Raw genomic sequence first — 23817 nt, 5'->3', positions numbered from 1 at the left:
GCCGCCCGTCGGCCGCGGATTCCTACGGCTTCGCGAACGCCCTCAGCGTGAACACCGGGTCGGGCCGGGGCCGGTCCTGGTCGGGCAGCGCCGCGAGCCGGTCGGCGAACTCGTCCGCGAGCGGGTCGCCCGGCGGCAGCGTGAGGAACCAGCCGCGCCTGAGGTCGGCGATCGTGCGGCGCGGGCTGCGGCCCTGGCCGTGGCCGGTGAAGCGGGCGTGTCCGGCGGGAAGCAGGCCGTGGACGCGGGCGTGGGACTCGACGAGGCCGGCGGCGTCGTGCGCGGTGCTCGGCGGGCGGGTGGCCAGTACGCCGTCGATGTCGCTGCCCACGTTGTGCGAGGCGCCCTTGTCGACCGTGGTCACGTACACCCCGCCGGGGCGCAGGACGCGGGCGCACTCGCCGACGATCGCCCGCACGTTGGCGCCGCCGCCCGCCAGGTGGAGCAGCCACACGCTGCTGACGGCGTCGAACTCGCCGTCCCGGAAGGGCAGTCTGCGGCTGTCGGCGAGCACCACCGCGCCGGGCAGCCGGGCGGAGGCGCGCCGGGCCATGGCGTGCGCCAGGTCGGCGCCGGTCACGCGCAGGTCCTCCCGGGCGGCCGCGAGCCGCCGGGTGACGATGCCGGTGCCGCAGGCGACGTCGAGCAGGCTGCGCGCCCGTGCCGGTACGAGGCTCAGTACGGCCCCTGCGGCGGCCTCGGCGCGGGGCTCGCCGCCGCGGGAGGCGTCGTAGACTTCCGCTTCTTTGTCGTAGTCGAGCACACCCGTCAGTGTGCCCCGTGGCCGGGGGCCAGGTCTTCCACCCTGCGGGCGAGCTCCACGTCCTTCCCGGTGACGGCGCCGCCCGCGCTGTGGGTGTGCACGGCGAGGGCGACCGTGTTGTAGCCGAGGGTCAGGTCGGAGTGGTGGTCGAGCTCCTCCTGCACCTGGGCGACGTGGACGACCATCGCGGCCGCCGCGAAGTGCGAGCCGAGCCGGTAGGTACGGACGAGGCGGCCGTCGTCGAGGGACCAGCCCGGCAGCCCGTCCAGCCGTTCCTCGATCTCCTGCTGCGACAGTGGTTCGACGGGCATGGGCTGCGCTCCTCTCCTGGGCGGCCGGCACTCGGCGGACGGCTCGGTTGCCACATCACCTTCACCTTCAGCCTGCCACAGCCGGGCCGTCGGGGCCCTGGTCAGGAGGGCGCGCCCGCCCCCTTCAGGGGCCCGGGTCGGCTACCGTGCGGGGTATGACCGCACTCGTGTCAGGTACCGCCCCCACCGCCCAGGGCGTGGGCCCGCTGCTGCGGGCCTGGCGGGAGCGGCGGCGGGTCAGCCAGCTGGAGCTGGCGCTGCGCGCCGACTCCTCCGCCCGGCACATCAGCTTCGTCGAGACGGGCCGCTCCCGGCCGAGCGAGGAGATGGTGCTGCGGCTCGCCGAGCACCTGGAGGTGCCGGTGCGCGAGCGCAACGCGCTGCTGCTCGCGGCCGGTTACGCCCCGCGCTACCCGGAGACCCCGCTGGACGACCCGGCGCTGGACACGCTGCGCGAGGGCATGGAGCGGCTGATCCGGGGCTACGAGCCGTATCCCGCGCTGGTCGTGGACGCGACGTACCAGGTGCTGGCCGCCAACCGGGGCATCCTGACGCTGCTGGAGGGCCTGCCGGAGCACCTGCTTCAGCCGCCGGTCAACGCGATGCGGCTGACCCTGCACCCGGAGGGCCTGGCGCCGCGCATCCGCAATCTGCGCGAGTGGCGCGGGCACCTGCTGGAGCAGATGCGGCGGCAGATCGCCCTGCACCGCTCGGAGCCGCTCCGGACGCTGTACGAGGAGGTGGCGGCGTACCCGGTGCCGGAGAGCGGCGCGGGCGAGGAGCCGGCCGAACCCGTGCCGTACTTCGCGCTGCCGATGCAGATCGAGCACGAGGGACGGACCCTGTCGTTCATCTCGTCCATCTCCACCTTCAACACGCCGATGGACGTGACCGTCGCCGAGCTGGCCATCGAGACGCTGCTCCCGGCCGACCCGGCGACGGTCAAGTCCCTTCAGTCGCTGCTCTCCTGACGCTGCCTCAGCACGGCGTACTGGAGCAGCGCGAAGCCGGCGACGGTCAGGGCCTGGAGGACGGTCCACACGGCACCGGCCGTGGTGGGGGTCAGCCACAGGCCGAGGGCGGCGAGGCTGACCGCCGCCCAGGCGAGGTTGGTCTCCACGACCGCCAGCACTCCGAGGGCCGGCGGCCGGGGGCGCGCGGCCAGCAGGGCGACGCACCCGGCGTACACCGCGAGGAACGCGCCGAGGGCGAGGAGCAGCCCGGAGCCGGCGCCGAGGAACCGGCCGAGCGGCCCGGAGAGCGCGAGGTAGGCGACCGCGTTGGCGCCGGTCACCACCGCGTCGAGGGCGAGGAAGCGGCGCAGCATCAGCTGGGGTTCGGTGGTGCGGGCGAGGACGGCCAGCTGGTTGGCGGACATGACGCATCATCCTCCGTCGGGGTCGGGGCGCGGCTGCGGGGACCGGGTCCGGACCGGAGTGCGCCGGCCCGGAACCCGGTGGCTCCACGATCGCGTCCGGATCGCGCACGGTCGATTACCCGGCAGGTAATGATGTCGGTCCGCGAACACCCCTTGTGAGACTGACAGGGGAACATGACAGACTGCGGTGAGACTTGGGCGCGTTGGGGAGGCGTGGCGTGAGTGAGCGGCGGGCCGCACCCACCGTGGGCCAGGTGGTTCTGGGCAGGCGGCTGCAGGAACTGCGGGAGTCGGCGGGCCTCAAGCGCGAGGAGGCCGCCAAGGTGCTCCGGGTGGCCCCGGCGACCGTGCGGCGCATGGAGACGGCCGAGGTCGCGCTGAAAATACCGTACGTCCAGATCCTGCTGACGTCGTACGGGGTGCCCGCGGCGGAGGTCTCGGCGTTCGTGGCGCTGGCCGAGGAGGCGAACCAGCCGGGCTGGTGGCAGCGGTACCACGACGTGCTGCCGGACTGGTTCAGCATGTACGTGAGCCTGGAGGGCGCCGCACGCATCGTCCGCTCCTACGAGCCGCACTTCGTGCCGGGGCTGCTGCAGACCGAGGACTACGCGCGCGCGGTCATGGAGGCCGGGACGATCGGCAACGCGGGCGGTGAGGCCGTCGAGCGGCACGTGTCGCTGCGCATGGAGCGGCAGCGGCTGCTGGAGCGCGCGGACCCGCCGCACCTGTGGGTGGTGATGGACGAGACGGTGCTGCGGCGGCCGGTGAGCATCGACGCGGGGGTGATGCGCGGCCAGCTCGACAAACTGCTGGAGTTCGCCACCCGGGACCGGGTGACGCTCCAGGTCGCCGAGTTCGACGACGGGCCGCATCCCGGGACGTACGCGCCGTTCACCCTGTTCCGGTTCGCGGAGCCGGAGCTGCCCGACATGGTCTTCACCGAGTACCTGACGGGCGCCCTGTACCTGGACTCCCGTACGGAGGTCTCCGCGCACCTGGAGGTCCTGGACCACATGACGGCGCGCGCGGCCTCGACCCAGCGCACGGAGAAGATCCTGCGCGCGTACCGCGAGTACTTCTGAACCGGCCAGTCCCGCCGTTCCCAGCCCCCCGGCACCGAGGAGACCACCCCGCATGACCGGATCCGACGCCACCCCCGCGCCCATCGACACCAGCCGGCCGCACCCGGCCCGCGTCTACGACTGGTGGCTGGGCGGCAAGGACAACTACCCCGTGGACGAGGAACTGGCCCGCCGGATCCTCGCCGCGGACGACACGGCGGTGCGCGGGGCGCGGGCCAACCGCCGGTTCATGCACCGGGCGGTGCGGACCCTCGCCGAGGCCGGGGTGCGCCAGTTCCTGGACATCGGCACCGGCATCCCCACCGAGCCGAACCTGCACCAGGTCGCGCAGGCCGTGGCGGCTCAGGCGCGGGTGGTCTACGCGGACAACGACCCGATCGTGCTGCGGCACGCCGAGGCGCTGCTGCACGGCTCCTCGGAGGGTTCGACGGAGTACGTCCACGCGGACGTCCGCGACCCGGACACCATTCTGCGGCTGGCGGCCGAGTCCCTGGACTTCACCCGGCCGGTGGCCCTGTCGCTGGTGGCCCTGACGCACTACCTCGGGGACGCGGCCGACGGTGACGACGTGCACGGTCTGCTGAAGCGGTACGTGGACGCCCTGGCGCCGGGGAGCTACCTGGTCCTCTCCCAGGTCACGCCGGACCTGAACCCGGAGGCGGTGGGGAAGGCGGCCGGGCTGTTCGCCCGCAGCGGCACGCCGTTCCACCCGCGCTCGCTCGGCGAGTTCGCCCGCTTCTTCGAGGGTCTGGAGCTGCTGGGTCCCGGCGTCATCCCGGTCACCGGCTGGCGGCCGGACCCGGAGGACGTGGCGGTCCAGGCGGAGGGCATCGTGCCGGTGTACGCGGGGGTGGCGCGCAAGGTCTGACGGGACCGGCCGGCGTCCGAGCTGACCCGTACGGGCGCCGCGAACGGGTGCGCTCCCGCGCCCGCCCCTAGGTTCGGAAGCCAGGGCCCGGGCCATCGAGGGAGCGCACGTGACCGACACGCGGACACCGCCCACCGAACCGGGCGCGGCGCTGCTGCGCGCGGGCCGGTTCTTCCGGCCCGGCACCGCCGCCCCCGACCTGCACAGCATCGGTCTGGTCGGCGGCCGGGAGTCGGACGCGTTCTACCGGGACCGCTGGAGCCACGACAAGGTCGTGACCTCCACGCACGGCGTGAACTGCACGGGATCGTGCCGCTGGAACGTGTTCGTCAAGGACGGCATCATCACCTGGGAGACCCAGGCGACGGACTACCCGTCGGTCGGTCCCGACCGCCCCGAGTACGAGCCGCGCGGCTGTCCGAGGGGCGCGGCGTTCTCCTGGTACACGTACTCGCCGACCCGGGTTCGCTACCCCTACGTGCGCGGGGTGCTCCTGGAGATGTACCGGGAGGCGAAGGCGCGGCTGACGGACCCGGTGCTGGCCTGGGCCGACGTCCAGGGCGACCCCGAGCGGCGGCGCCGCTACCAGCGGGCCCGCGGCAAGGGCGGCCTGGTCCGGGCGAGCTGGGACGAGGCGGTCGAGATGGTCGCCGCGGCCCACGTCCACACCATCCGCACCCAGGGCCCGGACCGCATCGCGGGCTTCTCCCCCATCCCGGCGATGTCGATGGTGTCGCACGCGGCGGGCGCCCGCTTCCACTCCCTCATCGGCGCCCCGATGCTGTCGTTCTACGACTGGTACGCCGACCTGCCGGTGGCGTCCCCGCAGGTCTTCGGCGACCAGACGGACGTGCCGGAGTCGGGCGACTGGTGGGACGCGGCCTATCTGATCATGTGGGGGTCGAACGTCCCGGTGACGCGGACGCCGGACGCGCACTGGATGGCGGAGGCCCGCTACCGGGGCCAGAAGGTGGTCGTGGTCTCCCCGGACTACGCCGACAACACCAAGTTCGCCGACCAGTGGCTGCACCCGCACCCGGGCACGGACGGCGCGCTGGCCCTGGCGATGGGGCACGTGGTGCTCAAGGAGTTCTTCGTCGACCGGGAGACCCCGTTCTTCGACGACTACGTGCGGCGCTTCACCGACCTGCCGTTCCTGGTGACGCTGGCCGAGCGGGACGGGGCGTACGTGCCGGCGAAGTTCCTGCGCGCGGCCGACCTGGGGCAGGAGGGTGCGGACGCCGCCTGGAAGACGGTGGTGCTGGACGACGCGACGGGCCGCGCGGTCGTGCCGAACGGCTCGCTGGGCTTCCGCTGGAACGAGGCCGACCAGGGCAGGTGGAACCTCGACCTGGGTGACGTGCGTCCCCGGCTGAGCCTGCACGGTCACGAGATGGCGTCGGGCGTTCCGGTGCTGCTCCCGCGCTTCGACACCGAGGGCGGCGCGCACGCGCAGGGCCGCGGCGAGGTGGTCCGGCGGGGTGTGCCGGCGACGCGGCTGGGCGGGGCGACCGGGCCGCTGGTGACGACGGTGTTCGACCTGCTGCTGGCCCAGTACGGGGTGGCGCGGCCGGGGGTGCCGGGCGAGTGGCCGGCGTCGTACGAGGACGCGGACGCGCCCGGCACCCCGGCCTGGCAGGAGACGCACACCTCGGTGCCGGCGGCGGCCTGTGTGCGGATCGCCCGGGAGTTCGCGCGGACCGCCGAGCGCTCCAAGGGGCGCTGCATGATCCTGATGGGCGCGGGCACCAACCACTGGTTCCACTCGGAGACGATCTACCGGGCCTTCCTCGCCCTGCTCCAGCTCACCGGCTGCCAGGGCCGCAACGGTGGCGGCTGGGCGCACTACGTGGGCCAGGAGAAGTGCCGTCCGGTGACCGGCTGGGCGTCGCTGGCCGCCGCCTCGGACTGGTCGCGCCCGCCGCGCCAGATGATCGGCACCGCGTACTGGTACCTGAACACCGACCAGTTCCGCTACGACCGGTTCGGCGCGGACGTGCTGGCCTCGCCGCTGGGTGAGGGCCGGTTCGCGGGGATGACGGGCGCGGACTGCCTGGCGCTGTCGGCGCGGACGGGCTGGATGCCGTCGTACCCGACCTTCGACCGCAACCCGCTGGAGCTGGGCGAGGCGTTCGGCGACCCGGTGGCGAACGCGGTGGCCGAACTGCGGGCGGGTACCCTGAAGTTCGCCTGCGAGGACCCGGACGCGCCGCAGAACTGGCCGCGGATCGTGACCCTGTGGCGGGCCAACCTGCTGGGCTCGTCGGCGAAAGGCGCCGAGTACTTCACCAAGCACCTGCTGGGCACCCACTCCTCGCTGCGGGCCGAGGAGGCCGCACCGGACCAGCGGCCCCGGGACGTGGTGTGGCACGAGGAGGCTCCCGAGGGCAAGCTCGACCTGCTGCTGTCGCTGGACTTCCGGCAGACCTCCTCGACGCTGCTGTCCGACGTGGTGCTGCCGGCGGCGACCTGGTACGAGAAGCACGACCTGTCCAGCACGGACATGCACCCCTACGTGCACGCCTTCTCCCCGGCCGTGAGCCCGCCGTGGCAGACGCGCACCGACTTCGACACGTTCAAGGTGCTCGCGGAGAAGCTGAGCGAGCTGGCCGCCGGTCACCTGGGGGTGCGCAGGGACCTGGTGGCGGCGCCGCTCCAGCACGACACGCCGGGCGAGATCGCCCAGCCGGGCGGGGTGGTACGGGACTGGCGGCGCGGGGAGTGCGATCCCGAGCCCGGGAAGACCATGCCGAACCTCGTCGTCGTGGAGCGGGACTACACGGCGATCGGCGCGAAGTTCGCGGCACTGGGCCCGCTGGTCGAGGCCAAGGGCCTGCCCGCGAAGGGGATCACGCTGAAGCCGGACGAGGAGGTGGCGCGGCTGCGGGAGCTGAACGGCGCGGTGCGCGGCGGCCCGGCCGACGGCCGCCCGGCGCTGGACACGGCGGTGAAGGCCGCCAACACCATCCTGGCCCTCTCCGGCACCACCAACGGCCGCCTGGCCACCCAGGGCTTCCACACCCTGGAGGCGAAGACCGGGCAGGAGATGGCCCACCTCGCCGCCGAGCACGAGGGCAAGCGGATCACGTACGCCGACACCCAGGCGGCGCCCGTGCCGGTGATCACCTCGCCGGAGTGGTCGGGCAGCGAGGCGGGCGGCCGGCGCTACACGGCGTTCACGCTCAACACCGAGCACCTCAAGCCCTGGCACACCCTCACCGGACGGCAGCACTTCTTCCTCGACCACGACTGGATGCACGAGCTGGGCGAGGCGCTGCCCGTGTACCGGCCGCCGTTGGACATGGGCCGGCTCTTCGGCGAGCCGCAGCTCGGCCCCGACGGGCACCGCGAGGTGACGGTCCGCTACCTGACCCCGCACAACAAGTGGTCCATCCACTCCGAGTACCAGGACAACCTGTTCATGCTGGCGCTGTCGAGGGGCGGCCAGACCATCTGGATGTCGGTGAAGGACGCGGAGGCGATCGGGGTCTGTGACGACGACTGGATCGAGGCGGTCAACCGCAACGGCGTGGTGGTGGCCCGCGCGATCGTCTCGCACCGGATGCCGACGGGCACCGTCTACATGCACCACGCGCAGGAGCGCACGGTGAACGTGCCGCTCGCGCAGACCACCGGGAAGCGCGGCGGCATCCACAACTCGCTCACCCGGCTGCTCCTCAAGCCGAGCCATCTCATCGGCGGCTACGCCCAGTTGTCGTGGGCGTTCAACTACCTCGGTCCGACGGGCAACCAGCGCGACGAGGTCACCGTCATCCGTCGCCGCGCCCAGGAGGTCGAGTACTGATGCGAGTGATGGCCCAGGTCGCGATGGTCATGAACCTCGACAAGTGCATCGGCTGCCACACCTGCTCGGTCACCTGCAAGCAGGCGTGGACCAACCGGCGCGGCATGGAGTACGTCTGGTTCAACAACGTGGAGACCCGCCCCGGGCAGGGGTATCCGCGCCGCTACGAGGACCAGGAGAAGTGGAAGGGCGGCTGGGAGCTGAACCGGCGCGGGGCGCTGAAGCTCAAGGCGGGCGGCCGGTTCAAGAAGCTCGCCGGGATCTTCTCCAACCCGAGGCTCCCGGAGATCAAGGACTACTACGAGCCCTGGACGTACGACTACAAGAACCTCACGGACGCCCCGCTCGGCTCCGACTACCCGGTCGCCCGGCCCGTCTCCCAGATCGACGGCAAGCCGATGAAGATCGGCTGGTCCTCGAACTGGGACGACGACCTGGGCGGCGCCCCCGCCTACGGCGACCTCGACCCCATGGTGGAGCGGACCCGGCAGCAGGCGTCGGAGAAGGTGCGGTTCGCGTACGAAGAGACTTTCATGTTCTACCTGCCGCGCATCTGCGAGCACTGCCTCAACCCGTCGTGTGTGGCGTCGTGCCCGTCCGGGGCGATGTACAAGCGCTCGGAGGACGGCATCGTCCTCGTCGACCAGGATCGCTGCCGGGGCTGGCGGATGTGCGTGACCGGATGCCCGTACAAGAAGGTGTACTTCAACCACCGCACCGGCAAGGCCGAGAAGTGCACCTTCTGCTATCCGCGCATCGAGGTCGGGCAGCCGACGGTCTGCTCGGAGACGTGCGTCGGCCGGCTCCGGTACCTGGGTGTGGTGCTCTACGACGCCGACAAGGTGACCGAGGCGGCCTCCACCCCGAACGAGCAGGAGCTGTACCAGGCCCAGTTGGGCGTCTTCCTCGATCCCGGGGACCCCGCGGTGCGGCGGGCGGCCGAGGAGGCGGGTATCCCGTTCGACTGGATCGAGGCGGCCCGGCGCTCCCCCGTGCACGCGCTGGTGAGCAAGTACCGTGTCGCGCTGCCCCTGCATCCGGAGTACCGGACCATGCCGATGGTCTGGTACATCCCGCCGCTGTCGCCGGTGGTGGACGCGCTGACCGAGACGGGGCACGACGGCGAGGACGCGGACAACCTGTTCGGGGCCATCGACACGCTCCGCATCCCGCTGGAGTACCTGGCGGAGCTGTTCACCGCGGGCGACACCGGTCCCGTGCGGGCTTCGCTGGAGAAGCTGGCGGCGATGCGCTCCCACATGCGGTCGGTCAGCCTCGGTGAGGACCCCGACCCCGGTGTCTGCGCCGGTGTCGGCATGAGCGCCCGGGAGGTGGAGGACATGTACCGCCTGCTGGCGCTCGCCAAGTACGAGGAGCGGTACGTCATCCCGACGGCGGCCGTCGGCGACGCGCACCGGCTGGAGGCCTCCGCGCTGCCGGACACCTGCAGCCTCGACACCGACGGCGGGCCGGGGATGGGCGGGGACGGGCCGTTCGGCCGGGACTCGGGGCGCAAACGGCTGCCGCTGGTGCCGGTGGAGAACTTCCACATTCTGCGCAGGCGGCAGACCGCGGACGACGAGAGAGAGGTCTGATCCGATGCCCGGCTTCGAGGTGCTGTACCAGGCGGCGGCGCTCTGCCTGACGTATCCCGACGACGACTTCCGCGCCCGGCTGCCGCTGCTGCGCGAGGCCGCGCCGCAACTGCGCGGCTTCACCGACCACGCGGCGGCGACGGAGCAGGGCGAACTCCAGGCGCACTACGTGGAGGTCTTCGACTTCAAGAACCGGCACAGCCTGTACCTGAGCTGGTGGACCGACGGCGACACCCGCAACCGGGGGATGTCGCTGGTCCGTTTCAAGGAGCTGTACCGGGCGCACGGGCTGGAGTTCACCGACGAGGAACTGCCCGACTTCCTGCCCGCGGTGCTGGAGTTCACCTCCCGCACCGGGGACATCGGCATGCTCACCGAGCACCGTGAGGCACTGGGCCAGCTCCGCTCCCGGCTGGCCGCCTTCGGCACGCCCTACGCGTGCGTCCTGGACGCCGTGTGCGCCACCCTGCCGCCCGCACCCACCGGAGCCCGCCCGTGACCGTCTTCCTCTGGGGCGTGCTGCCCTACGCCGCCTTCGCCCTGCTGATCGCGGGCCTGGTCTGGCGGCACCGCTACGACCGCTTCGGCTGGACGACGCGCTCCTCACAGGTCTACGAGTCGAAGCTGCTGAACATCGCGTCGCCGGTCTTCCACTACGGCATCCTGTTCGTGCTGGTCGGCCACCTCGTCGGGCTGTTCGTCCCGGAGTCGTGGACGGACGCGCTGGGCGTGAGCGAGCACGCGTACCACCTGCTGTCGCTGTACGGCGGCACGGCGGCCGGGGTGCTGGCCGTCGCGGGCATCCTCATGCTGATCTACCGGCGGCGCACCAACGCGCCCGTCTTCCGGGCCACGACCGCCAACGACAAGGTCATGTACGTCTTCCTGCTGGCGGCGATCATCCTCGGCATGGTCGCCAAGCTCGCGCACTCCTCCGGCACCGGCTACGACTACCGGCACACCATCGCGCCCTGGTCGCGCAGCCTGTTCACCCTCCAGCCGAAGACGGAGCTGATGGTGGGGGTGCCGGTGCTGTACCAGGTGCACGCGGTGGTGGGGATGCTGCTGATCGCCCTGGTGCCCTACACGCGGCTGGTGCACATGTTCAGCGCGCCGCTGCAGTACCTGACCCGCCCGTACGTGGTGTACCGGTCGCGCGACCCCAGGCAGCTGGGGCCGCGCCCGGACCGGCGGGGCTGGGAGCGCACGGGCTCCTAGCGCCCCGTCCGACTAGGCCAGCTTGGCCGTCAGGGTGATGGTCGTGCCCGTCAGGGCCTGGCTGACCGGGCAGTTCTTCTTGGCGTCCTCGGCGGCGGCGACGAACGCGTCGTTGTCGATGCCGGGAACGGTGCCCTCCACGGTGAGGTGGATGCCCTTGATGCCCTCACCCGGCTGGAAGGTGACGTCGGCGGAGGTGGTGAGCTTGGTGGGCGGGGTGCCGGCGCCGGCCAGGCCGTGCGACAGCGCCATGGAGAAGCAGCTGGAGTGGGCGGCGGCGATCAGCTCCTCGGGGCTGGTCTTGCCGTTCGCCTGCTCGGCGCGCGACGGCCACGACACCGGCTGCTCGCCGATGCCGGACGAGTCGAAGGTGACGACACCGTTGCCCTCGAGCAGGTTGCCTTCCCAGACGGTGTGTGCGGAGCGCGTGGTTGCCACGGCGGGTCCTCTCGAATTCTCTTGCTGCGGTTGGGCGGTGGGAGCCCGACGGCCGGGTCCCCACCCCCATCCGATCACACTCCGGCTCAGCTCACCCGGAAGACCGGCCCCCTGGCGGCGAACGGCAGCCGTGCGCCCTTCGGGATCAGGTAGGCGTGCTCGCGCCGCACCCGCAGCACGTCGCACCAGCCGTCGGTGATGACGAGGACCGGCGCGGTGGGCGGGAAGTCGTCGGCGCGCAGCAGCAGGTCGACGCCGGGCTGGAGGACGGTGCCGCCGCGCCCGTGCACCCGCACCCGGCCCGCGATGTCCGTCACCGGCAGGTACCCGGCGTCGTGCGGTGCCGCGTCGCAGAAGACGACGCGGGCGGCGGGGACGTCACGGGCCTCGGCGTAGGAGGCGATGGCGCCGAGCGCCTTGCCCAGCAGGGTGCGGTCCATGGAGCCGGAGGTGTCCAGGACGACGCCGAAGGTGCAGCGGGCGATCTCCTCGGGCGGGAAGTACCGTCCGGCACGCGGGATGCCGGGGGTGGCGGCCTGGCGCCGGGAGGGGCGCGCGTACGACCGTACGGGCTCGGGGCGGGGCACGAACTCGTCGAACCAGCGGGCGAGCCGCGCGTCCCAGGGCAGCGGCGGGTGGCTGAGGGCGCGGATCTCCTGGACCAGGCCGCCGGGCAGGAACCCGCGCTCCTGCCGCTGGTGGAGGTCGAGGCCCTGGGCCAGGCCGCGCCGGTAGAAGCCGTCGAGGTCGACGTGGTCGCGAGGCGGGCCGAGGGGGCCGCCGAGGATGTCGCCGACGCCCTTGCCGCGCGGGGTGGACAGGCGGCGCATGCGGCGCAGATCGCCGGCGATGCGGTCGTAGACCTCCTCGGCGGACAGGCCGGCGAGGGCCCCGTCGTACAGCAGCCCCTCGGGCATGGTGCCGACCTGCATCTCGACGAGCCAGCCGTTGATGACGTAGTCGCAGGCGACGTTGAAGAGGTAGGGGTCGCGGGTGCCGCAGCGGTCGCCGTGGCGCAGGGCGGCGTGGAGCATCTCGTGGGCGAGGACGAAGCGCCACTCCTCGTCGTCGTACCGGCGCAGGGGGTTCACGTAGATCTCGCCGGCCTCGGCGTTGACGGCGGCGACGGAGATGCCGTGGGCGCGGGCGAGTTCGGCGTCGGCGACGAGGGTGATGCCGGCCGCGATGCCGCCGAGGAGCGGGTACGAGGAGACGAACCAGCTCAGGGCCTGCTGCCAGGGGTGCAGGCGGGTGGGGCCGCCGAGCATGCCGTCGCGCCGGCCGCCCGCGAGGTCGAGGGCGGTGGACATGGTGCGGGTCAGGGCGTGGGCGAAGGCCAGCTGCCAGTCGGGGGCCTGGCCGTTGTATCCGTCCCAGGGCACCAGGAGCTGGTCGGGATCGGTGCCCGCGGTGCCGCAGTGCTCGTAGGCGGCCGGGATGCCGCCCTCGCGGCGCCAGGCGGCGGCGATGCGCTCCTCGTCGCCGTCGGGGTACGTCGGCGGCAGGTCGTCCGGGGTGCGGCCGACCGGGAAGGTCGCCAGGAACCGGTTGACGACGACGCAGCGGGCGGCGAGGTCGTAGCGGTCGGGCTGGGGGCGCTCGCCGGTCGCGGCGGGCACGTGGCCGAAGCCGAGGTGGATCAGCGCGTGCGCGACGGCCCAGGCCCACTCGACGGGCTCGGCGTGACGGGTGTGGCTCAGGTGGACCCGGCCGTTGGAGCTGACGCGGACGAGACCCTGCCGGGGCGCGACCCGGCACTCCTCCTCGCGGCACAGCTTGACCTCCATTGCCGCCAGGGCCGGGTTGGCCCACACCAGCCGCACGCCCTCGGCGCAGTCCTCTGCGGCCGGGTCCTTCTTCTTCTGCTGCTGCTTCTGCTTGCGGGTGCGGCTCATCGGCGGGCCTCGACCAGCCGTGGCATGTCGCGGGCGGCCTCGACCAGGAACCAGGCGGGCAGCACCGGGTTGCCGTCGGCGTCGGAAGCGATGACGCTCTGGGCGACCTCGACGGAGATCTCGGCGAGCTGGACGAGCAGTGACTTGGCGCGGTAGGCGGTCTGGCGGCCGTTCGCCGACATGTGCTCTTTGCTCGCGGGCAGTTCCTTGACCAGCCGGCCGCGGAAGGACTCGGCCAGGTAGTAGAGCAGGTCGCGGTCCTGAAGGCGGCTGGGCCAGCGGGCCTCGCCCTTGAGGATCGCCTCGATGCCGAACCGGCTGCGCACGATCTTGACGTAGCCGCAGAAGGTGGTGGCATGGGACGGGGTGAGCGTGCCGTGGGCGAGGACCTTCAGTGTCTCCTCGTCGAGGTCGCGTCCGAAGGAGTGCAGGGCGTCGGAGAGCATGTGCCAGGAGCGGGGGGTGGAGAAGGGCTCCTCGGTCTTGGGCGGCTTGGACCACAGGTGGTCGGGGCGGTCGGTGAGGTGGTCGGTGATCCAGGGGTGGATGCCGTTCTCGGCAGCCCAGACCAGCCAGTCCTTCGCCAAGGCGTCCAGGTGGACGTGGGTGAGGCGGTTGACCAGCGCGGAGGCGAGGGGGCGGGCCAGGGCGTTGTCGGTGGCGCGGTTGCCGGCGCCGATGACGATGGAGCCCTTGGGCAGCTCGTAGTTGCCGATGCGGCGGTCGAGGATGAGGGAGTAGAACGCCTTCTGCACGTCGGGGGTGGCCGCGTTCAGCTCGTCGAGGAAGAGGCAGTACGGCTCGTCGCGGGCGATGGACTCCGGCGGGCAGAACACCGAGCGGCCGTCCCGGATCTGCGGTACGCCGATCAGGTCCTCGGGCGCGAGCTGGGTGCCGAGCAGGCTCACGCACTCCAGGCCCAGCGAGTCGGCGAAGGCCCTCACCAGGGAGGACTTGCCGATGCCGGGTGCGCCCCACAGGAAGACCGGCCGCACGGTGGCGAGACCGAGCAGCAGTTCCGGGAGGCGGGCGGGAGTGACGGTGACGGCTGCCTGCACGCAGGGGCTCCTTGGCGGGAGTGGGGGTCGGGAGGTGACCGGCCCAGTGTGCGTGCCCGCCGGGGTGCCGCGCAGCCGAATTACGGGGCGTCGGACGTCTCCGCGCGCCGGCTGCGGGCCGCCATCACCGCGTACACGAGCACGCCCGCGAAGAGGAACAGCACGCCCTGGTAGACCGCCGCGTAGCCGGCGCCCGCAACGAGCCACAGGGAGAAGGCCGCCGCGACCGCCGCGATCACGCCGTCCCGCACCAGCCGGCCCCGGTCGACCTTCTCGCGCTGCCCGGAGAGCAGGTGGAAGAGCTGGGCGGCGGTGGCCAGCAGGTACGGCACGGTCGCCGTGAAGGTGGTGACGAGGACCAGGATCTCGAAGACCTTCGCCGAACCGGCCGTGTAGTTGTAGACGGTGAGCAGGGAGGCGAGGACGACGGTGACACCGACGCCGACGGTGGGGACACCCCGCCGCTTGCGCGCGAACGCGGCCGGGAACAGGCCGTCCTTGGCCGCCGCGTACGGGGTCTGGGCGCTGAGCAGGGTCCAGCCGTTGAGGCAGCCGGTCATGGAGACCAGGGCGGCCAGCGCCACGGCCCAGCCGCCCCAGGCGCCGCCGAACATGGCGTTCACGGCGTCCGAGAAGGGGGCGGTGGAGTCGACCAGGCGGTCGTGGGCGACCGTGCCGAAGACCGAGAGGGTGCCCAGCAGGTAGACGAGGGCGGCGCCCGCGGTGCCGATGACGGTGGCGCGGCCGACCGTGCGGCGGGGGTCCTCGACCTCGCCGGCGCTGACGGCGGCGGACTCCACGCCGAGGTAGGAGAAGAGCAGGATCGCGGCGGCGGCCGAGACCGCGCCGATGCCGCTGCCGCCGGTGGCGTTGAACGGGCCCAGGTTGTCGGCGTCGAAGAAGAACAGGCCGCCGACGGCGACGAGCAGGAGCGGCGCGAACTTCAGGACGGTGGCGACGAGCTGGACGGCGCCGACGTAGCGGGTGCCGGCGAAGTTGGCGAGCGCGGGCAGCCACTGGATGACGAGGGCGGCCAGGCAGGCGGTCCAGCGGTGGTCGCCCACCGGGATCAGGACGTCGAGGTAGCCGACGGCGGCGACGGCGAGTGCCGCGTTGGACACCCAGGTGGTGATCCAGTACGCCCAGGCGGCGAGGAAGCCCGCGAAGTCGCCGAAGGCCTCGCGGGCGTAGACGTAGGGGCCGCCGGTGCGCGGGTCGCGCTGGGCGAGGCGGCCGAAGACCAGCGCGAGCGCGATGGCGCCGACGGTGAGGACGCCGAAGGCGAGCAGGCTGATGGTGCCGAAGGGGGCGACGGAGGCCGGGAGCAGGAAGATGCCGCCGCCGATGATGTTGCCCATGACCAGGGCGGTGGCGACGGGGAGCCCGAAGCGGCGGGCGTGCCTGGTGCCCTCGGGGGCGGGGGTGGAACCGGGGGCCGCGGGGGTCTCCTGCGGGGCCGGAGCCGGTGGGGGGACGGTCCCGGTGTCGTGCATGGGGTGGTGCGCCTTCCTTGGAACTGGTGCCCGGGATCGCCGGGACGGCGCCCATGGTCCGGCACGGCCGGGCACGGCTCCAAATCAGGCGCTTTTGTCCTGCACGACCCCGTCCGGGACCGGAAAAGGTCCGCCGCCGACGGCTCTGGGCCGGGGATCCTCCATGGGCACCTGGGGGCCGTTGGACTCGCGCAGCCAGCGGCGCAGCACCCGGTGGACGGCCTCGGCGCCGGAGATCTCCGTGCCGTCGTCGGCCGGCGCGGACAGGACGACCGGGGAGAGCAGGAAGGCGCGGGACTGGGCGCCGCCGAGTCCGCCGTGGGAGCCGATCTGCTCCTCGAAGGCGAGCACCTCGCCGTCGGCCGGGTCGTGGAAGGAGTTGACCATGATGTCGGCGGTGTGCGGAAAGGAGTGGGTGCGCCGGACCGCGTCGGCGGCGCCGGGACCGAAGGGCGCGAGCGGGCCGGGGTCCTCGTCGAGCCGGTCCAGCGGGATCTCCGCGCCGCGCGCGCCGAGCACCACACCGTCGTGCTCCTCGCTGTCGACGAGCAGGAAGCCGATGCCGGGGTGGTTGGCGAGGGTGGGCAGCAGGGCCGGGTAGCGGGCGTCGATCTCCTCCCGGGTCATCCGGTGGTGGACGTCCGGGAAGGAGACCAGGCCCAGGTTGCCGGAGGCCAGCACGATCGGGTCGGAGCGGCGGCCGCCGGGCCGGTCGGCGGGGCGCTGCTGCTCGGCGCCCTCCTCGACGGGCCGGTGCAGGGCGGCCCGTACGGTGTTGCGGGCCTCGGCGCCGCTGCGGGTGCGCTGGGCCCGGCGCGGCACGGGCAGTCCGCAGCCGGCCCGGACCAGGTCGCCGAGGGTGAGGCCGTAGCGGGCGCGGAAGGTCTCGCCGGGGCTCTGGCCGTGGTCGGACAGGACGACGATCCGGTACTTGCGCGGGGCGTGCTCGGCGCACTTCTCGATCAGCGCGAGGGAACGGTCGAGCCGCTGGAGGACCTTCGCGGTGTCCCGGCCGCGCGGTCCGGAGTGGTGCGCGACCTCGTCGTAGGCGACCAGGTCGGCGTAGACGGCGGTGCGGCCGGCGAGCATGTCGCCCATCACCGCGGCGACCACGACGTCCCGTTCGACGACGGTGGCGAAGGCGCGGACGAAGGGGTAGAGGCCGCCGCGGGAGACGCGGGGGCGGACCTTGTGGACGCGAGCGCGGGTGGACTGGCCGATCTCCCGGCACACCTCGGCGACGAAGGACATCGCGGTGCGCACCGCGTTGGCCGGGTCGGAGAAGTAGGCGAAGTAGCCGGAGCGGGAGCGGTTCTCCTTGCTGCGGCGGCGGGTGGCGATGGACAGGACGAGGGCCTGCTCGTCGGCGCCCCCGCTGAAGAGGTTGCCGCGGCTGGCGCCGTCGAAGGTCAGCAGCCCGCCGTCGCCGGTGTGCTCGATGGCGCGGCGCTGGAGTGCGGCGGCGCTGGTGGGGCGGTTGCAGACCACGACCTCGCCGGTGTCCTTCTCGAACCAGCGGAAGGCGGGGACGTCGTGGTTGGAGCCGTGCAGGATGCCGAGCTGGCTGGCGCCGGTCTGGCTGGACCAGTCGGTGCGCCACGGGGCGAGGCGGTGGGTGGCACAGGCGCCGTCGCGGCCGAGCCAGCGGGCGACGGTGGGCATGGCGCCGGAGTCGACGGCGTCCAGCAGGACGTCGTGGCCGACGCCGTCCAGTTGCAGGAAGACGGTGCCGGGGCCGGCCGGGCAGGGCGGGCCGGATCTGCGGCGGCGGTCGGCGAGGCGGTAGAGCCGGCGCCGGTAGGCGTCGTCGTCGCGCACGGCCAGAGCACCGCCGGTGGCGGAGGCGACGGCGGACATGACGGCGGCCACCACGACCGCCGTCTCGGGGGCGACGCCGCCGCGGCCGGCCGGGTTGATGTCGATGGCCAGCAGCAGCAGCCCGCCGTTGAGGAAGAAGACCAGCAGCCCGAGGACGAGCGCCGGCACCATGAGCAGCAGCCGGACCATCAGCGGCCACACCAGGGCGGACAGCAGACCGAAGGCGCCGGCTCCGACGGCGGCGGTCACCGCGATGTCGGTGGCGCTGTCCCCGTCCGGCGACTGGAGCCGGAAGTCCGGCAGGATGCCGGCGAGCGCGAGCATGGTGAGGGTGGACACGGCCCACACCGCGACACTCCGGCCGATCTGACTGGCGACCCGGCGCCAACGCCCTCCACCCACGCTCCGCACACCTCACGTCCCGGCCCGTGGTCGGCACGGACCTTCCCCACCCTGCCACAACGCTCAGGAACGCCCGTTTGTCCCCCCGGGTCCGGTTCACACCCCGCAGCGAGGCGTCAGCGACCGTCGTACCCGGCCGTCGGCATGGACAGCCGCCGGTGCACGCACGCCTTCATCCGGGCGTCGTACGCCGGTTCGGCACGGCCGACGGTCTCCACGCGGACGCCGCGCCGGGCGCACTCGGCGGCGAATCCGTCCACGGACGACAGCGCGCTCTCCAGCACCCGGCGGCTGGGCGCGACGAACAGGTCCTGTCCGGGGCGCACTCCGTCCCACAGGGCGTCGTGGTCGGGCCGCAGTCCGCGCACCAGCAGTTCCCGCGCGACGACGTAGCCCTGTTCCGCGGCCCAGCGGGCGCACATCGCGTGCTGGCTGCGTGAGTCGACCAGGAAGGGGTCGTCGTCCAGCTGCTCCAGCGGCGTCAGACTCGCGATCGCCGTCACCCTCACCAGCCCCATGGTGTCCCCCTCACCTCCCGTTTCGCCGCCGACCCTACTCCCGGACGTAGGCTTCGGGGAGTCGCGCGAAGGAGGCAAAGAGGTGCCGGTGGAGCTCACGTGGTGGGGTCACGCCACCTGCACGGTCGAGGACTCGGACATACGCGTGCTCACCGATCCCCTGTTCGTCCGCCGGCTGGCCCACCTGCGGCGCAGACGGGGCGCGGTGCCGCCGCCGGACGCCTGGCGCGCGGACGTGGTGCTGGTGTCGCACCTGCACGCCGACCACCTGCACGTGCCGTCGCTCGCGCGGCTCGCGCCGGGCACGCGCCTGCTCGTGCCCCGGGGCGCGCCGCGTGCGGTGCCGGGGATGCGCAGGCTCGGGCACCTGCAGCTGACCGAGGTGGCGCCCGGCGACGAGACGACCGTCGGTGACCTGCGGGTACGGGCGGTGCCGGCCCGGCACGACGGTCGCCGGCTGCCACTCGGCCCGCACCGCTCCCCCGCGCTCGGCTATGTCGTCGAGGGCGAGGCCCGGACGTACTTCGCCGGGGACACCGGTCTGTTCGACGACATGGAGAAGGAGGTCGGACCGGTCGACGCGGCGCTGCTGCCGGTGGGCGGCTGGGGGCCGTATCTCGGCTCCGAGCATCTGGACGCGGGGCGGGCGGCCGAGGCGCTGGCCCGGCTGGCGCCGGGCACGGCCGTGCCGGTGCACTACGGCACGTACTGGCCGATCGGGATGGACGCGGTGCGCCCGCACGAGTTCCACACGCCGGGTGACGAGTTCGCGCGCCTGGCTGCGCTGCGTGCGCCGGGCGTGGCGGTGCACCGGCTGGGGCACGGTGGGAGTGTGCGCGTGGAGGTCGCGCGGTGAGCACGCTGGGCACCGCCGTGACGAGCATTCCGACCGAGCCGGCCCAGCAGGCGTTCGGCTATCCCTCGCTGTTCCTGCTGGTGCTGATCGGGGCGCTGGTGCCGGTGGTGCCGACGGGGGCGCTGGTGAGTTCGGCGGCCGTGGTGGCGATGCACCAGACGCTGCCGTTCGCGATGCTGATGGTGTTCGCCACCGCGTCGCTGGCCGCGTTCTGCGGGGACATGGCGCTGTACTGGCTGGGGCGGCGCGGGGTCGGTTCGAGGAACGGCTCGCGCTGGCTGGAGGCGATCCGGTCGCGGGCGCCCGAGGACCGGCTGGCGCAGGCGCAGAAGAAGCTCGCCGAGCACGATGTCGCGGTGCTGGTGCTGTCGCGGCTGGTGCCGGCGGGCCGCATACCCGTGATGCTGGCCTGCCTGCTGGCCGAGTGGCCGGCGCGCCGCTTCGCCCGGGGCAACCTCCCGGCCTGCCTGGCCTGGGCGGTGACGTACCAGCTGATCGGCATCCTGAGCGGCGCCCTGTTCAGCAAGCCGTGGGAGGGCGTGGCCGCGGCGATCGCCCTGACCCTGCTGGTCAGCGGCGCGCCGAGCGTGTGGCGGCGGCTGCGGGGGCCCGCGAAGGCGTAGGCCTGCGGCGGCGGGACGGTCAGCCTGCGAGGCGCGAGGGCAGACGGCCGCGCAGGTGCGGGGGGAGGCGGGCGCGTCGGAACCGCGGATGTCGGCGACCGCGGCCGGGCGTCGCGTCCGGTCGGCCCGCACGGCAGGCGGCCGCGCCGGAGCGGGAGGGGCCCGCCGGGGCGCGGTGGCGCGGGCCGGGACAGCCGGCGTGAAGTCACTCCAGTACGTGGGAGGCGCCCACCGGGAGGTCCCACAGGTGCTCGCGGGGCAGGCCGGCGCGTTGCCAGGCGGTGCGTACGCGGGTGAGGGGTTCCAGGACCGGCTCCGCGGACAGGACGAACGTGCCCCAGTGCATCGGCGCCATCCGGCGGGCGCCGACGTCCTGGGCGGCCCGCACCGCCTCCTCCGGGTCGCAGTGGACGTCCCTGAGCCACCAGCGGGGGTCGTAGGCGCCGATGGGGAGCAGGGCGAGGTCGATGCCGGGGTAGCGGCGGCCGATGCGGGCGAACCAGTGGCCGTACCCGGTGTCGCCGGCGAAGTAGACGCGCCGGCCGTCGGGCGCGGTGAGGACCCAGCCGCCCCACAGGGTGCGGCAGGTGTCGGTGAGGGTGCGCTTGGACCAGTGGTGGGCCGGTACGAAGTCGAAGCGGACGCCGCCCAGCTCCGTCGCCTCCCACCAGTCCAGCTCGGTGACGCGGGTGAAGCGGCGGCGGTGGAACCAGCGGCCGAGCCCGGCCGGCGCGAGGACGGGGGTGTCGCGCGGGAGCCTGCGCAGGGTCGGGGCGTCCAGGTGGTCGTAGTGGTTGTGGCTGATGACGACCGCGTCGACGCGCGGCAGGGCGCTCCAGGGGACGCCGACGGGGGTGAGGCGGGCCGGGGTGCCGAGGATGCGGCGGGACCAGACCGGGTCGGTCAGCACGGTGAGCCCGCCGATCCGCACCACCCAGCTGGCGTGTCCCGCCCAGGTGACGGCGACGGTGCGGGCGTCCACGCGGGGCAGCGGGCCGGGCTCGTACGGCAGCCGGGGGATGTCGGCGAGGCCGTCGGGGCCGGGTCTGACCGCCCCTTCGCGGGCGAATCTCGCGATGGCCTTCAGTCCGGGCAGCGGCGCGGTCAGCCGGTCGTGGAAGGTGCGCGGCCAGACCCGGTGCTCGGCCGGCGGGCGCGGGTCGGCGAGCGGCGGGGAGGACGAGGGCGCCGGGGAGGGCTCGGCCGGCGGCTCGGCCGCGTCCGCGGCGGGAGTGGGGGTGCTCGTGGTCGACCGGGGCTGCTGCGTCATCGAGGAGGCTCCCATCGCTGAGCGTCGCGCAGACCGCCGAAGACCGACTTCAGGCGGACCAACGCGCGTTGCACCTGTGACAGTTCCAACGGGTCGGGGGACGTGAGGCATTCCGCGCGCCGCTCGCCGGCGCCGAGCAGGGGGCCGGTGGCGAGCCGTACGCGCAGGGCCGGCAGGTCGTCGCCGAAGCGGTGTCCGCCGGGGGCGGGCATGCCGAGCCGGGCGGTGAGGAAGTCCTCCAGTTCCTGGGCGTCGCCGACACCCTCGGCGGCGAGCGCGTCGCGCAACGGGCCGAGGTCGGCGTAGAGGTGGCGGCCGGCCTGCGGGGGCCGGGCGGTGGCGCCCGCGGCGACGACGGCCGCGTGCGCGGCGGCGGCCAGCCGCGCGTGCAGGCGTACGGCGGCCGACCGGCGTTCGGCGACCGGTTCGGGTTCGCCGAGCGCGTACCCGGCCGCCGCGGCGACGGGCGCGGCGACACGGGCGCCGAGCGCGGTGAGCACGTCGAGGACGCGGGCGTGCAGGCCGTCCCCGGCGGCGGACGCCGGGAAGCGGGCGACGGCGGCGGGCCAGGACGGCGGCAGCAGCGCGCCGGCCAGGTCGGTGATGACGGTGACCCGCTCGGGCAGCATCTCGGCGGGGCTGAGGATCACGGTGGCGTGGGGGTCGTGCAGGGTGTCGCGCCAGGTCTCGTCGCTGACCAGGTGCAGTCCTTCGCCCTCGGCCGCCTCCACGGTCTCGTGCAGCAGCTCGGGCGGCGCGACGGTGCCGGTCGGGTCGTCGGCGACCGACAGGACGAGCAGGCGGGGGTCGCCGCCCTCGGCGCGGACCCGTCGGACGGTCTCCAGGAGGGCGTACGGGTCGGGTACGCCGCCGGACTCGGCCTGGGTCGGCACGTGGAAGACGGGTCTGCCCAGCAGCCGCGCGTACGGCGCCCACCAGGCGGCGCAGGGCCGGGGCACCAGGACGTCGCCGCCGAGCGCGGCGGTCAGCGCGAGCAGCAGGGCGCCCGCGCCGGGGGCGGCGGCGACGTGGCCGGGGTCGGTGGTCAGTCCGCGCCGGTCCCAGTAGCCGCAGGCGGCGTCCAGGAGGGCGGGCGCGCCGCCGGCGGGTTCCTCCTGGGCGCGGCCCGCGGCGGCGGCGAGTACGGCGGACAGCTCGGGCAGGACCGGCAGCCCGTCGTCGGGGAGGTGCGGGCCGTAGCGGACGGGACCGTGCCCCACCGGGGCATGGTTCTCGCGGGCACGGCCCTCGGAGCCCTGCCCGTGGGGGCCGTGCCCTGAGGGCTCCGTCCGCCGCATGCGTGCCTCCGCGCAGTCCGTGGTGCCGTGTCCCGTCGCCGCCGGCACGATTCGTCCGGCCGTTGCTCCAAGTACCCACCGGGGCGCCCGGCCATGGCCGCGGCCCCCGGTCGTACGGATCACACGCGGGCCGGACGCGGTGCGGGTCAGCGGTGCCCGGCGTCCCCGCGCGGCCGGAACCGCAGCAGCCGGTGCGCGGCGGCGGCTCCCGCGCCCGCGATGAGGAGTCCGCCGGCGGCCAGCGCGGGCACCGAGTCGGTGAACGTTCCGCCCGCGCCGGCGTGCACTCCGTGCTCCGCGGTCGAGCCGCCGCATTCCCTCTGCCGCTCGGAGGTCCCGTCGTGCGGGGCGGCCGGTTGCGGGCACGCGGGCTTCGTGGCGCAGGACGTGCTCCGGGTGGGGGTTCCGCCGTGGCCGGCCGTCGGTCCGGAGCAGAGCGGCGCGACGGCGCCCTCCTCCGGCACGGCCACCGGCTCGTCCGGCACCGTCATCGGTTCGTCCGGCGGTTCGTCCGGCACCGTCATCGGCTCCTCGGGCGCGGTCATCGTCGCGCTCCAGGGGGCTCCCTCCTCGCCGGATGCCTCGGGGCAGGCGCCGTCGACGGTCCACGCGTCCTCGGCGCCCGCCGCGTCCGGGGCGCTCGCCCCGGGTTCGCTCGTGACGTCCTCGGCATTCTCGGCCGCGGCTATGCGGGCGGTGCCCCGGTAGGCGGCCCCGGCCGTCGCCTCGTTCCCGCCGCCCACCTTGCGCAGCTCGACCGTGCCCGACTCGAAGGCCGGTGAGGTGGCGGCGAGGGTCGCGGGTGCGGAGCCGCCGGTCGGGGCGCAGGTCACGGTGACGGTGACGGTGTCGCCGGAGGTCACGTCGGCCGGGCTGACCTCGGCGACGGGTTCACCGACGCCGATGGGGGGCGGGGGTACGCCGGGGTCGGCCTGGGCGGGCGCCGCGAAGACACCGAGGGCGGCACCGGCCAGGACGGTGGTGGACAGGGCGCGGGCGGTGCGGCGCATGGGTCGGGCTCCTTCGAGCGACGGCTGCGGGGGCACGGCGCTCGCGCCTCCTCGGCCATCACAGCCCGCCCGGCACGGGCCCGCGCGCCGCCGTGCGCCGTTCGCGGGAACGGAGCGC

General features: G+C 73.9%; 21 protein-coding genes. 9 read left to right on the top strand and 12 right to left on the bottom strand.

Features of this window, described 5'->3' with window-relative positions; all coding sequences use genetic code 11:
- Positions 1–22: 22 nt before the first annotated feature.
- Positions 23–763 (bottom strand): class I SAM-dependent methyltransferase, encoded by a 741-nt coding sequence (locus tag M6G08_RS20150; RefSeq protein WP_272588551.1) that lies wholly within the window; start codon positions 761–763, stop codon positions 23–25.
- A gap of 5 nt (positions 764–768) precedes the next feature.
- Positions 769–1074, bottom strand: a complete 306-nt coding sequence (locus tag M6G08_RS20145; RefSeq protein ID WP_272588550.1) for a 4a-hydroxytetrahydrobiopterin dehydratase — start codon at positions 1072–1074, stop codon at positions 769–771.
- 155 nt (positions 1075–1229) lie between these two features.
- Between M6G08_RS20145 and M6G08_RS20140 the strand changes: the two genes are divergently transcribed.
- The gene (locus M6G08_RS20140; RefSeq protein ID WP_272588549.1) at positions 1230–2045 is read left to right on the top strand and encodes a helix-turn-helix domain-containing protein; all 816 of its coding nucleotides are present in this window, start codon (positions 1230–1232) and stop codon (positions 2043–2045) included.
- Here M6G08_RS20140 and M6G08_RS20135 read toward each other — a convergent pair.
- On the bottom strand, positions 2027–2452 hold the full coding sequence (locus M6G08_RS20135; RefSeq protein ID WP_272588548.1) for a hypothetical protein: 426 nt from the start codon (positions 2450–2452) through the stop codon (positions 2027–2029). The two genes, M6G08_RS20140 and M6G08_RS20135, sit on opposite strands and share 19 nt — an antisense overlap.
- Before the next feature lie 218 nt (positions 2453–2670).
- On the opposite strand from M6G08_RS20135, the gene M6G08_RS20130 reads away from it, so the two are divergent.
- The 6 genes from M6G08_RS20130 to narI all read left to right on the top strand — a co-directional run bounded on the left by M6G08_RS20130 (position 2671) and on the right by narI (position 11020).
- Complete coding sequence (locus M6G08_RS20130; RefSeq protein ID WP_272588547.1) at positions 2671–3534, top strand: Sco1979 family transcriptional regulator; 864 nt, start codon at positions 2671–2673, stop codon at positions 3532–3534.
- A gap of 52 nt (positions 3535–3586) precedes the next feature.
- Positions 3587–4402, top strand: coding sequence for an SAM-dependent methyltransferase (locus M6G08_RS20125; RefSeq protein ID WP_272588546.1), 816 nt, complete (start codon positions 3587–3589; stop codon positions 4400–4402).
- Positions 4403–4511: 109 nt separating this feature from the next.
- The gene (locus M6G08_RS20120) at positions 4512–8207 is read left to right on the top strand and encodes a nitrate reductase subunit alpha (RefSeq protein ID WP_272588545.1); all 3696 of its coding nucleotides are present in this window, start codon (positions 4512–4514) and stop codon (positions 8205–8207) included.
- Positions 8207–9802, top strand: a complete 1596-nt coding sequence (narH, locus tag M6G08_RS20115) for a nitrate reductase subunit beta (protein ID WP_272588544.1) — start codon at positions 8207–8209, stop codon at positions 9800–9802. The genes M6G08_RS20120 and narH overlap by 1 nt, the downstream gene beginning before the upstream one ends.
- Positions 9803–9806: 4 nt before the next feature.
- On the top strand, positions 9807–10301 hold the full coding sequence (narJ, locus tag M6G08_RS20110) for a nitrate reductase molybdenum cofactor assembly chaperone (protein WP_272588543.1): 495 nt from the start codon (positions 9807–9809) through the stop codon (positions 10299–10301).
- Positions 10298–11020, top strand: coding sequence for a respiratory nitrate reductase subunit gamma (gene narI / locus M6G08_RS20105; RefSeq protein ID WP_272588542.1), 723 nt, complete (start codon positions 10298–10300; stop codon positions 11018–11020). Before narJ ends, narI begins: the two co-directional genes overlap by 4 nt.
- Before the next feature lie 12 nt (positions 11021–11032).
- Here the strand turns inward: narI and M6G08_RS20100 are convergent, their stop codons facing one another.
- The 6 genes from M6G08_RS20100 to M6G08_RS20075 form a co-directional block, all read right to left on the bottom strand.
- The gene (locus tag M6G08_RS20100; protein WP_217253971.1) at positions 11033–11458 is read right to left on the bottom strand and encodes an OsmC family protein; all 426 of its coding nucleotides are present in this window, start codon (positions 11456–11458) and stop codon (positions 11033–11035) included.
- A gap of 86 nt (positions 11459–11544) precedes the next feature.
- Positions 11545–13353: a vWA domain-containing protein gene (locus M6G08_RS20095; protein WP_272588541.1), complete on the bottom strand. Its 1809-nt coding sequence runs from the start codon at positions 13351–13353 to the stop codon at positions 11545–11547.
- Complete coding sequence (locus M6G08_RS20090) at positions 13350–14411, bottom strand: ATP-binding protein (protein ID WP_272588540.1); 1062 nt, start codon at positions 14409–14411, stop codon at positions 13350–13352. Before M6G08_RS20090 ends, M6G08_RS20095 begins: the two co-directional genes overlap by 4 nt.
- Before the next feature lie 80 nt (positions 14412–14491).
- Positions 14492–15904, bottom strand: a complete 1413-nt coding sequence (locus M6G08_RS20085) for an amino acid permease (RefSeq protein ID WP_272588539.1) — start codon at positions 15902–15904, stop codon at positions 14492–14494.
- Positions 15905–15988: 84 nt separating this feature from the next.
- Complete coding sequence (locus tag M6G08_RS20080; protein WP_272588538.1) at positions 15989–18133, bottom strand: phage holin family protein; 2145 nt, start codon at positions 18131–18133, stop codon at positions 15989–15991.
- A 107-nt stretch (positions 18134–18240) separates the two neighbouring features.
- Entirely contained in the window at positions 18241–18642 is a 402-nt protein-coding gene (locus tag M6G08_RS20075) for a hypothetical protein (protein ID WP_272588537.1), read from the bottom strand.
- An 82-nt stretch (positions 18643–18724) separates the two neighbouring features.
- Between M6G08_RS20075 and M6G08_RS20070 the strand changes: the two genes are divergently transcribed.
- Entirely contained in the window at positions 18725–19498 is a 774-nt protein-coding gene (locus M6G08_RS20070; RefSeq protein ID WP_272588536.1) for an MBL fold metallo-hydrolase, read from the top strand.
- Positions 19495–20121, top strand: coding sequence for a DedA family protein (locus M6G08_RS20065; protein WP_272588535.1), 627 nt, complete (start codon positions 19495–19497; stop codon positions 20119–20121). The genes M6G08_RS20070 and M6G08_RS20065 overlap by 4 nt, the downstream gene beginning before the upstream one ends.
- Positions 20122–20326: 205 nt before the next feature.
- On the opposite strand, the gene M6G08_RS20060 is transcribed toward M6G08_RS20065, so the two are convergent.
- From M6G08_RS20060 to M6G08_RS20050, 3 genes are all read right to left on the bottom strand, one after another.
- Positions 20327–21391: an MBL fold metallo-hydrolase gene (locus M6G08_RS20060; protein ID WP_272588534.1), complete on the bottom strand. Its 1065-nt coding sequence runs from the start codon at positions 21389–21391 to the stop codon at positions 20327–20329.
- Positions 21388–22689, bottom strand: a complete 1302-nt coding sequence (locus tag M6G08_RS20055; protein WP_272588533.1) for an aminotransferase class I/II-fold pyridoxal phosphate-dependent enzyme — start codon at positions 22687–22689, stop codon at positions 21388–21390. The genes M6G08_RS20060 and M6G08_RS20055 overlap by 4 nt, the downstream gene beginning before the upstream one ends.
- A gap of 146 nt (positions 22690–22835) precedes the next feature.
- On the bottom strand, positions 22836–23699 hold the full coding sequence (locus M6G08_RS20050) for a prolipoprotein diacylglyceryl transferase (protein ID WP_272588532.1): 864 nt from the start codon (positions 23697–23699) through the stop codon (positions 22836–22838).
- Between the last annotated feature and the right edge of the window lie 118 nt (positions 23700–23817).

Origin of the sequence: Streptomyces sp. M92 (genome assembly GCF_028473745.1) — a bacterium.
In the GTDB taxonomy this organism is placed as follows: Bacteria; Actinomycetota; Actinomycetes; order Streptomycetales; family Streptomycetaceae; genus Streptomyces.
The sequence above is the reverse complement of the archived record's forward strand: the minus strand, read 5'-3'. Positions and strand labels throughout refer to the sequence as shown.

Excerpts from the sequence above, each read along its gene's own strand:
- M6G08_RS20145 (WP_272588550.1), bottom strand. The coding sequence starts at position 1,074 with ATGCCCGTCGAACCACTGTCGCAGCAGGAGATCGAGGAACGGCTGGAC.
- M6G08_RS20140 (WP_272588549.1), top strand. The coding sequence starts at position 1,230 with ATGACCGCACTCGTGTCAGGTACCGCCCCCACCGCCCAGGGCGTGGGC.
- M6G08_RS20135 (WP_272588548.1), bottom strand. The coding sequence starts at position 2,452 with ATGTCCGCCAACCAGCTGGCCGTCCTCGCCCGCACCACCGAACCCCAG.
- M6G08_RS20125 (WP_272588546.1), top strand. The coding sequence starts at position 3,587 with ATGACCGGATCCGACGCCACCCCCGCGCCCATCGACACCAGCCGGCCG.
- narH (WP_272588544.1), top strand. The coding sequence starts at position 8,207 with ATGCGAGTGATGGCCCAGGTCGCGATGGTCATGAACCTCGACAAGTGC.
- narJ (WP_272588543.1), top strand. The coding sequence starts at position 9,807 with ATGCCCGGCTTCGAGGTGCTGTACCAGGCGGCGGCGCTCTGCCTGACG.
- M6G08_RS20095 (WP_272588541.1), bottom strand. The coding sequence starts at position 13,353 with ATGAGCCGCACCCGCAAGCAGAAGCAGCAGCAGAAGAAGAAGGACCCG.
- M6G08_RS20085 (WP_272588539.1), bottom strand. The coding sequence starts at position 15,904 with ATGCACGACACCGGGACCGTCCCCCCACCGGCTCCGGCCCCGCAGGAG.
- M6G08_RS20075 (WP_272588537.1), bottom strand. The coding sequence starts at position 18,642 with ATGGGGCTGGTGAGGGTGACGGCGATCGCGAGTCTGACGCCGCTGGAG.
- M6G08_RS20060 (WP_272588534.1), bottom strand. The coding sequence starts at position 21,391 with ATGACGCAGCAGCCCCGGTCGACCACGAGCACCCCCACTCCCGCCGCG.
- M6G08_RS20055 (WP_272588533.1), bottom strand. The coding sequence starts at position 22,689 with ATGCGGCGGACGGAGCCCTCAGGGCACGGCCCCCACGGGCAGGGCTCC.
- M6G08_RS20050 (WP_272588532.1), bottom strand. The coding sequence starts at position 23,699 with ATGCGCCGCACCGCCCGCGCCCTGTCCACCACCGTCCTGGCCGGTGCC.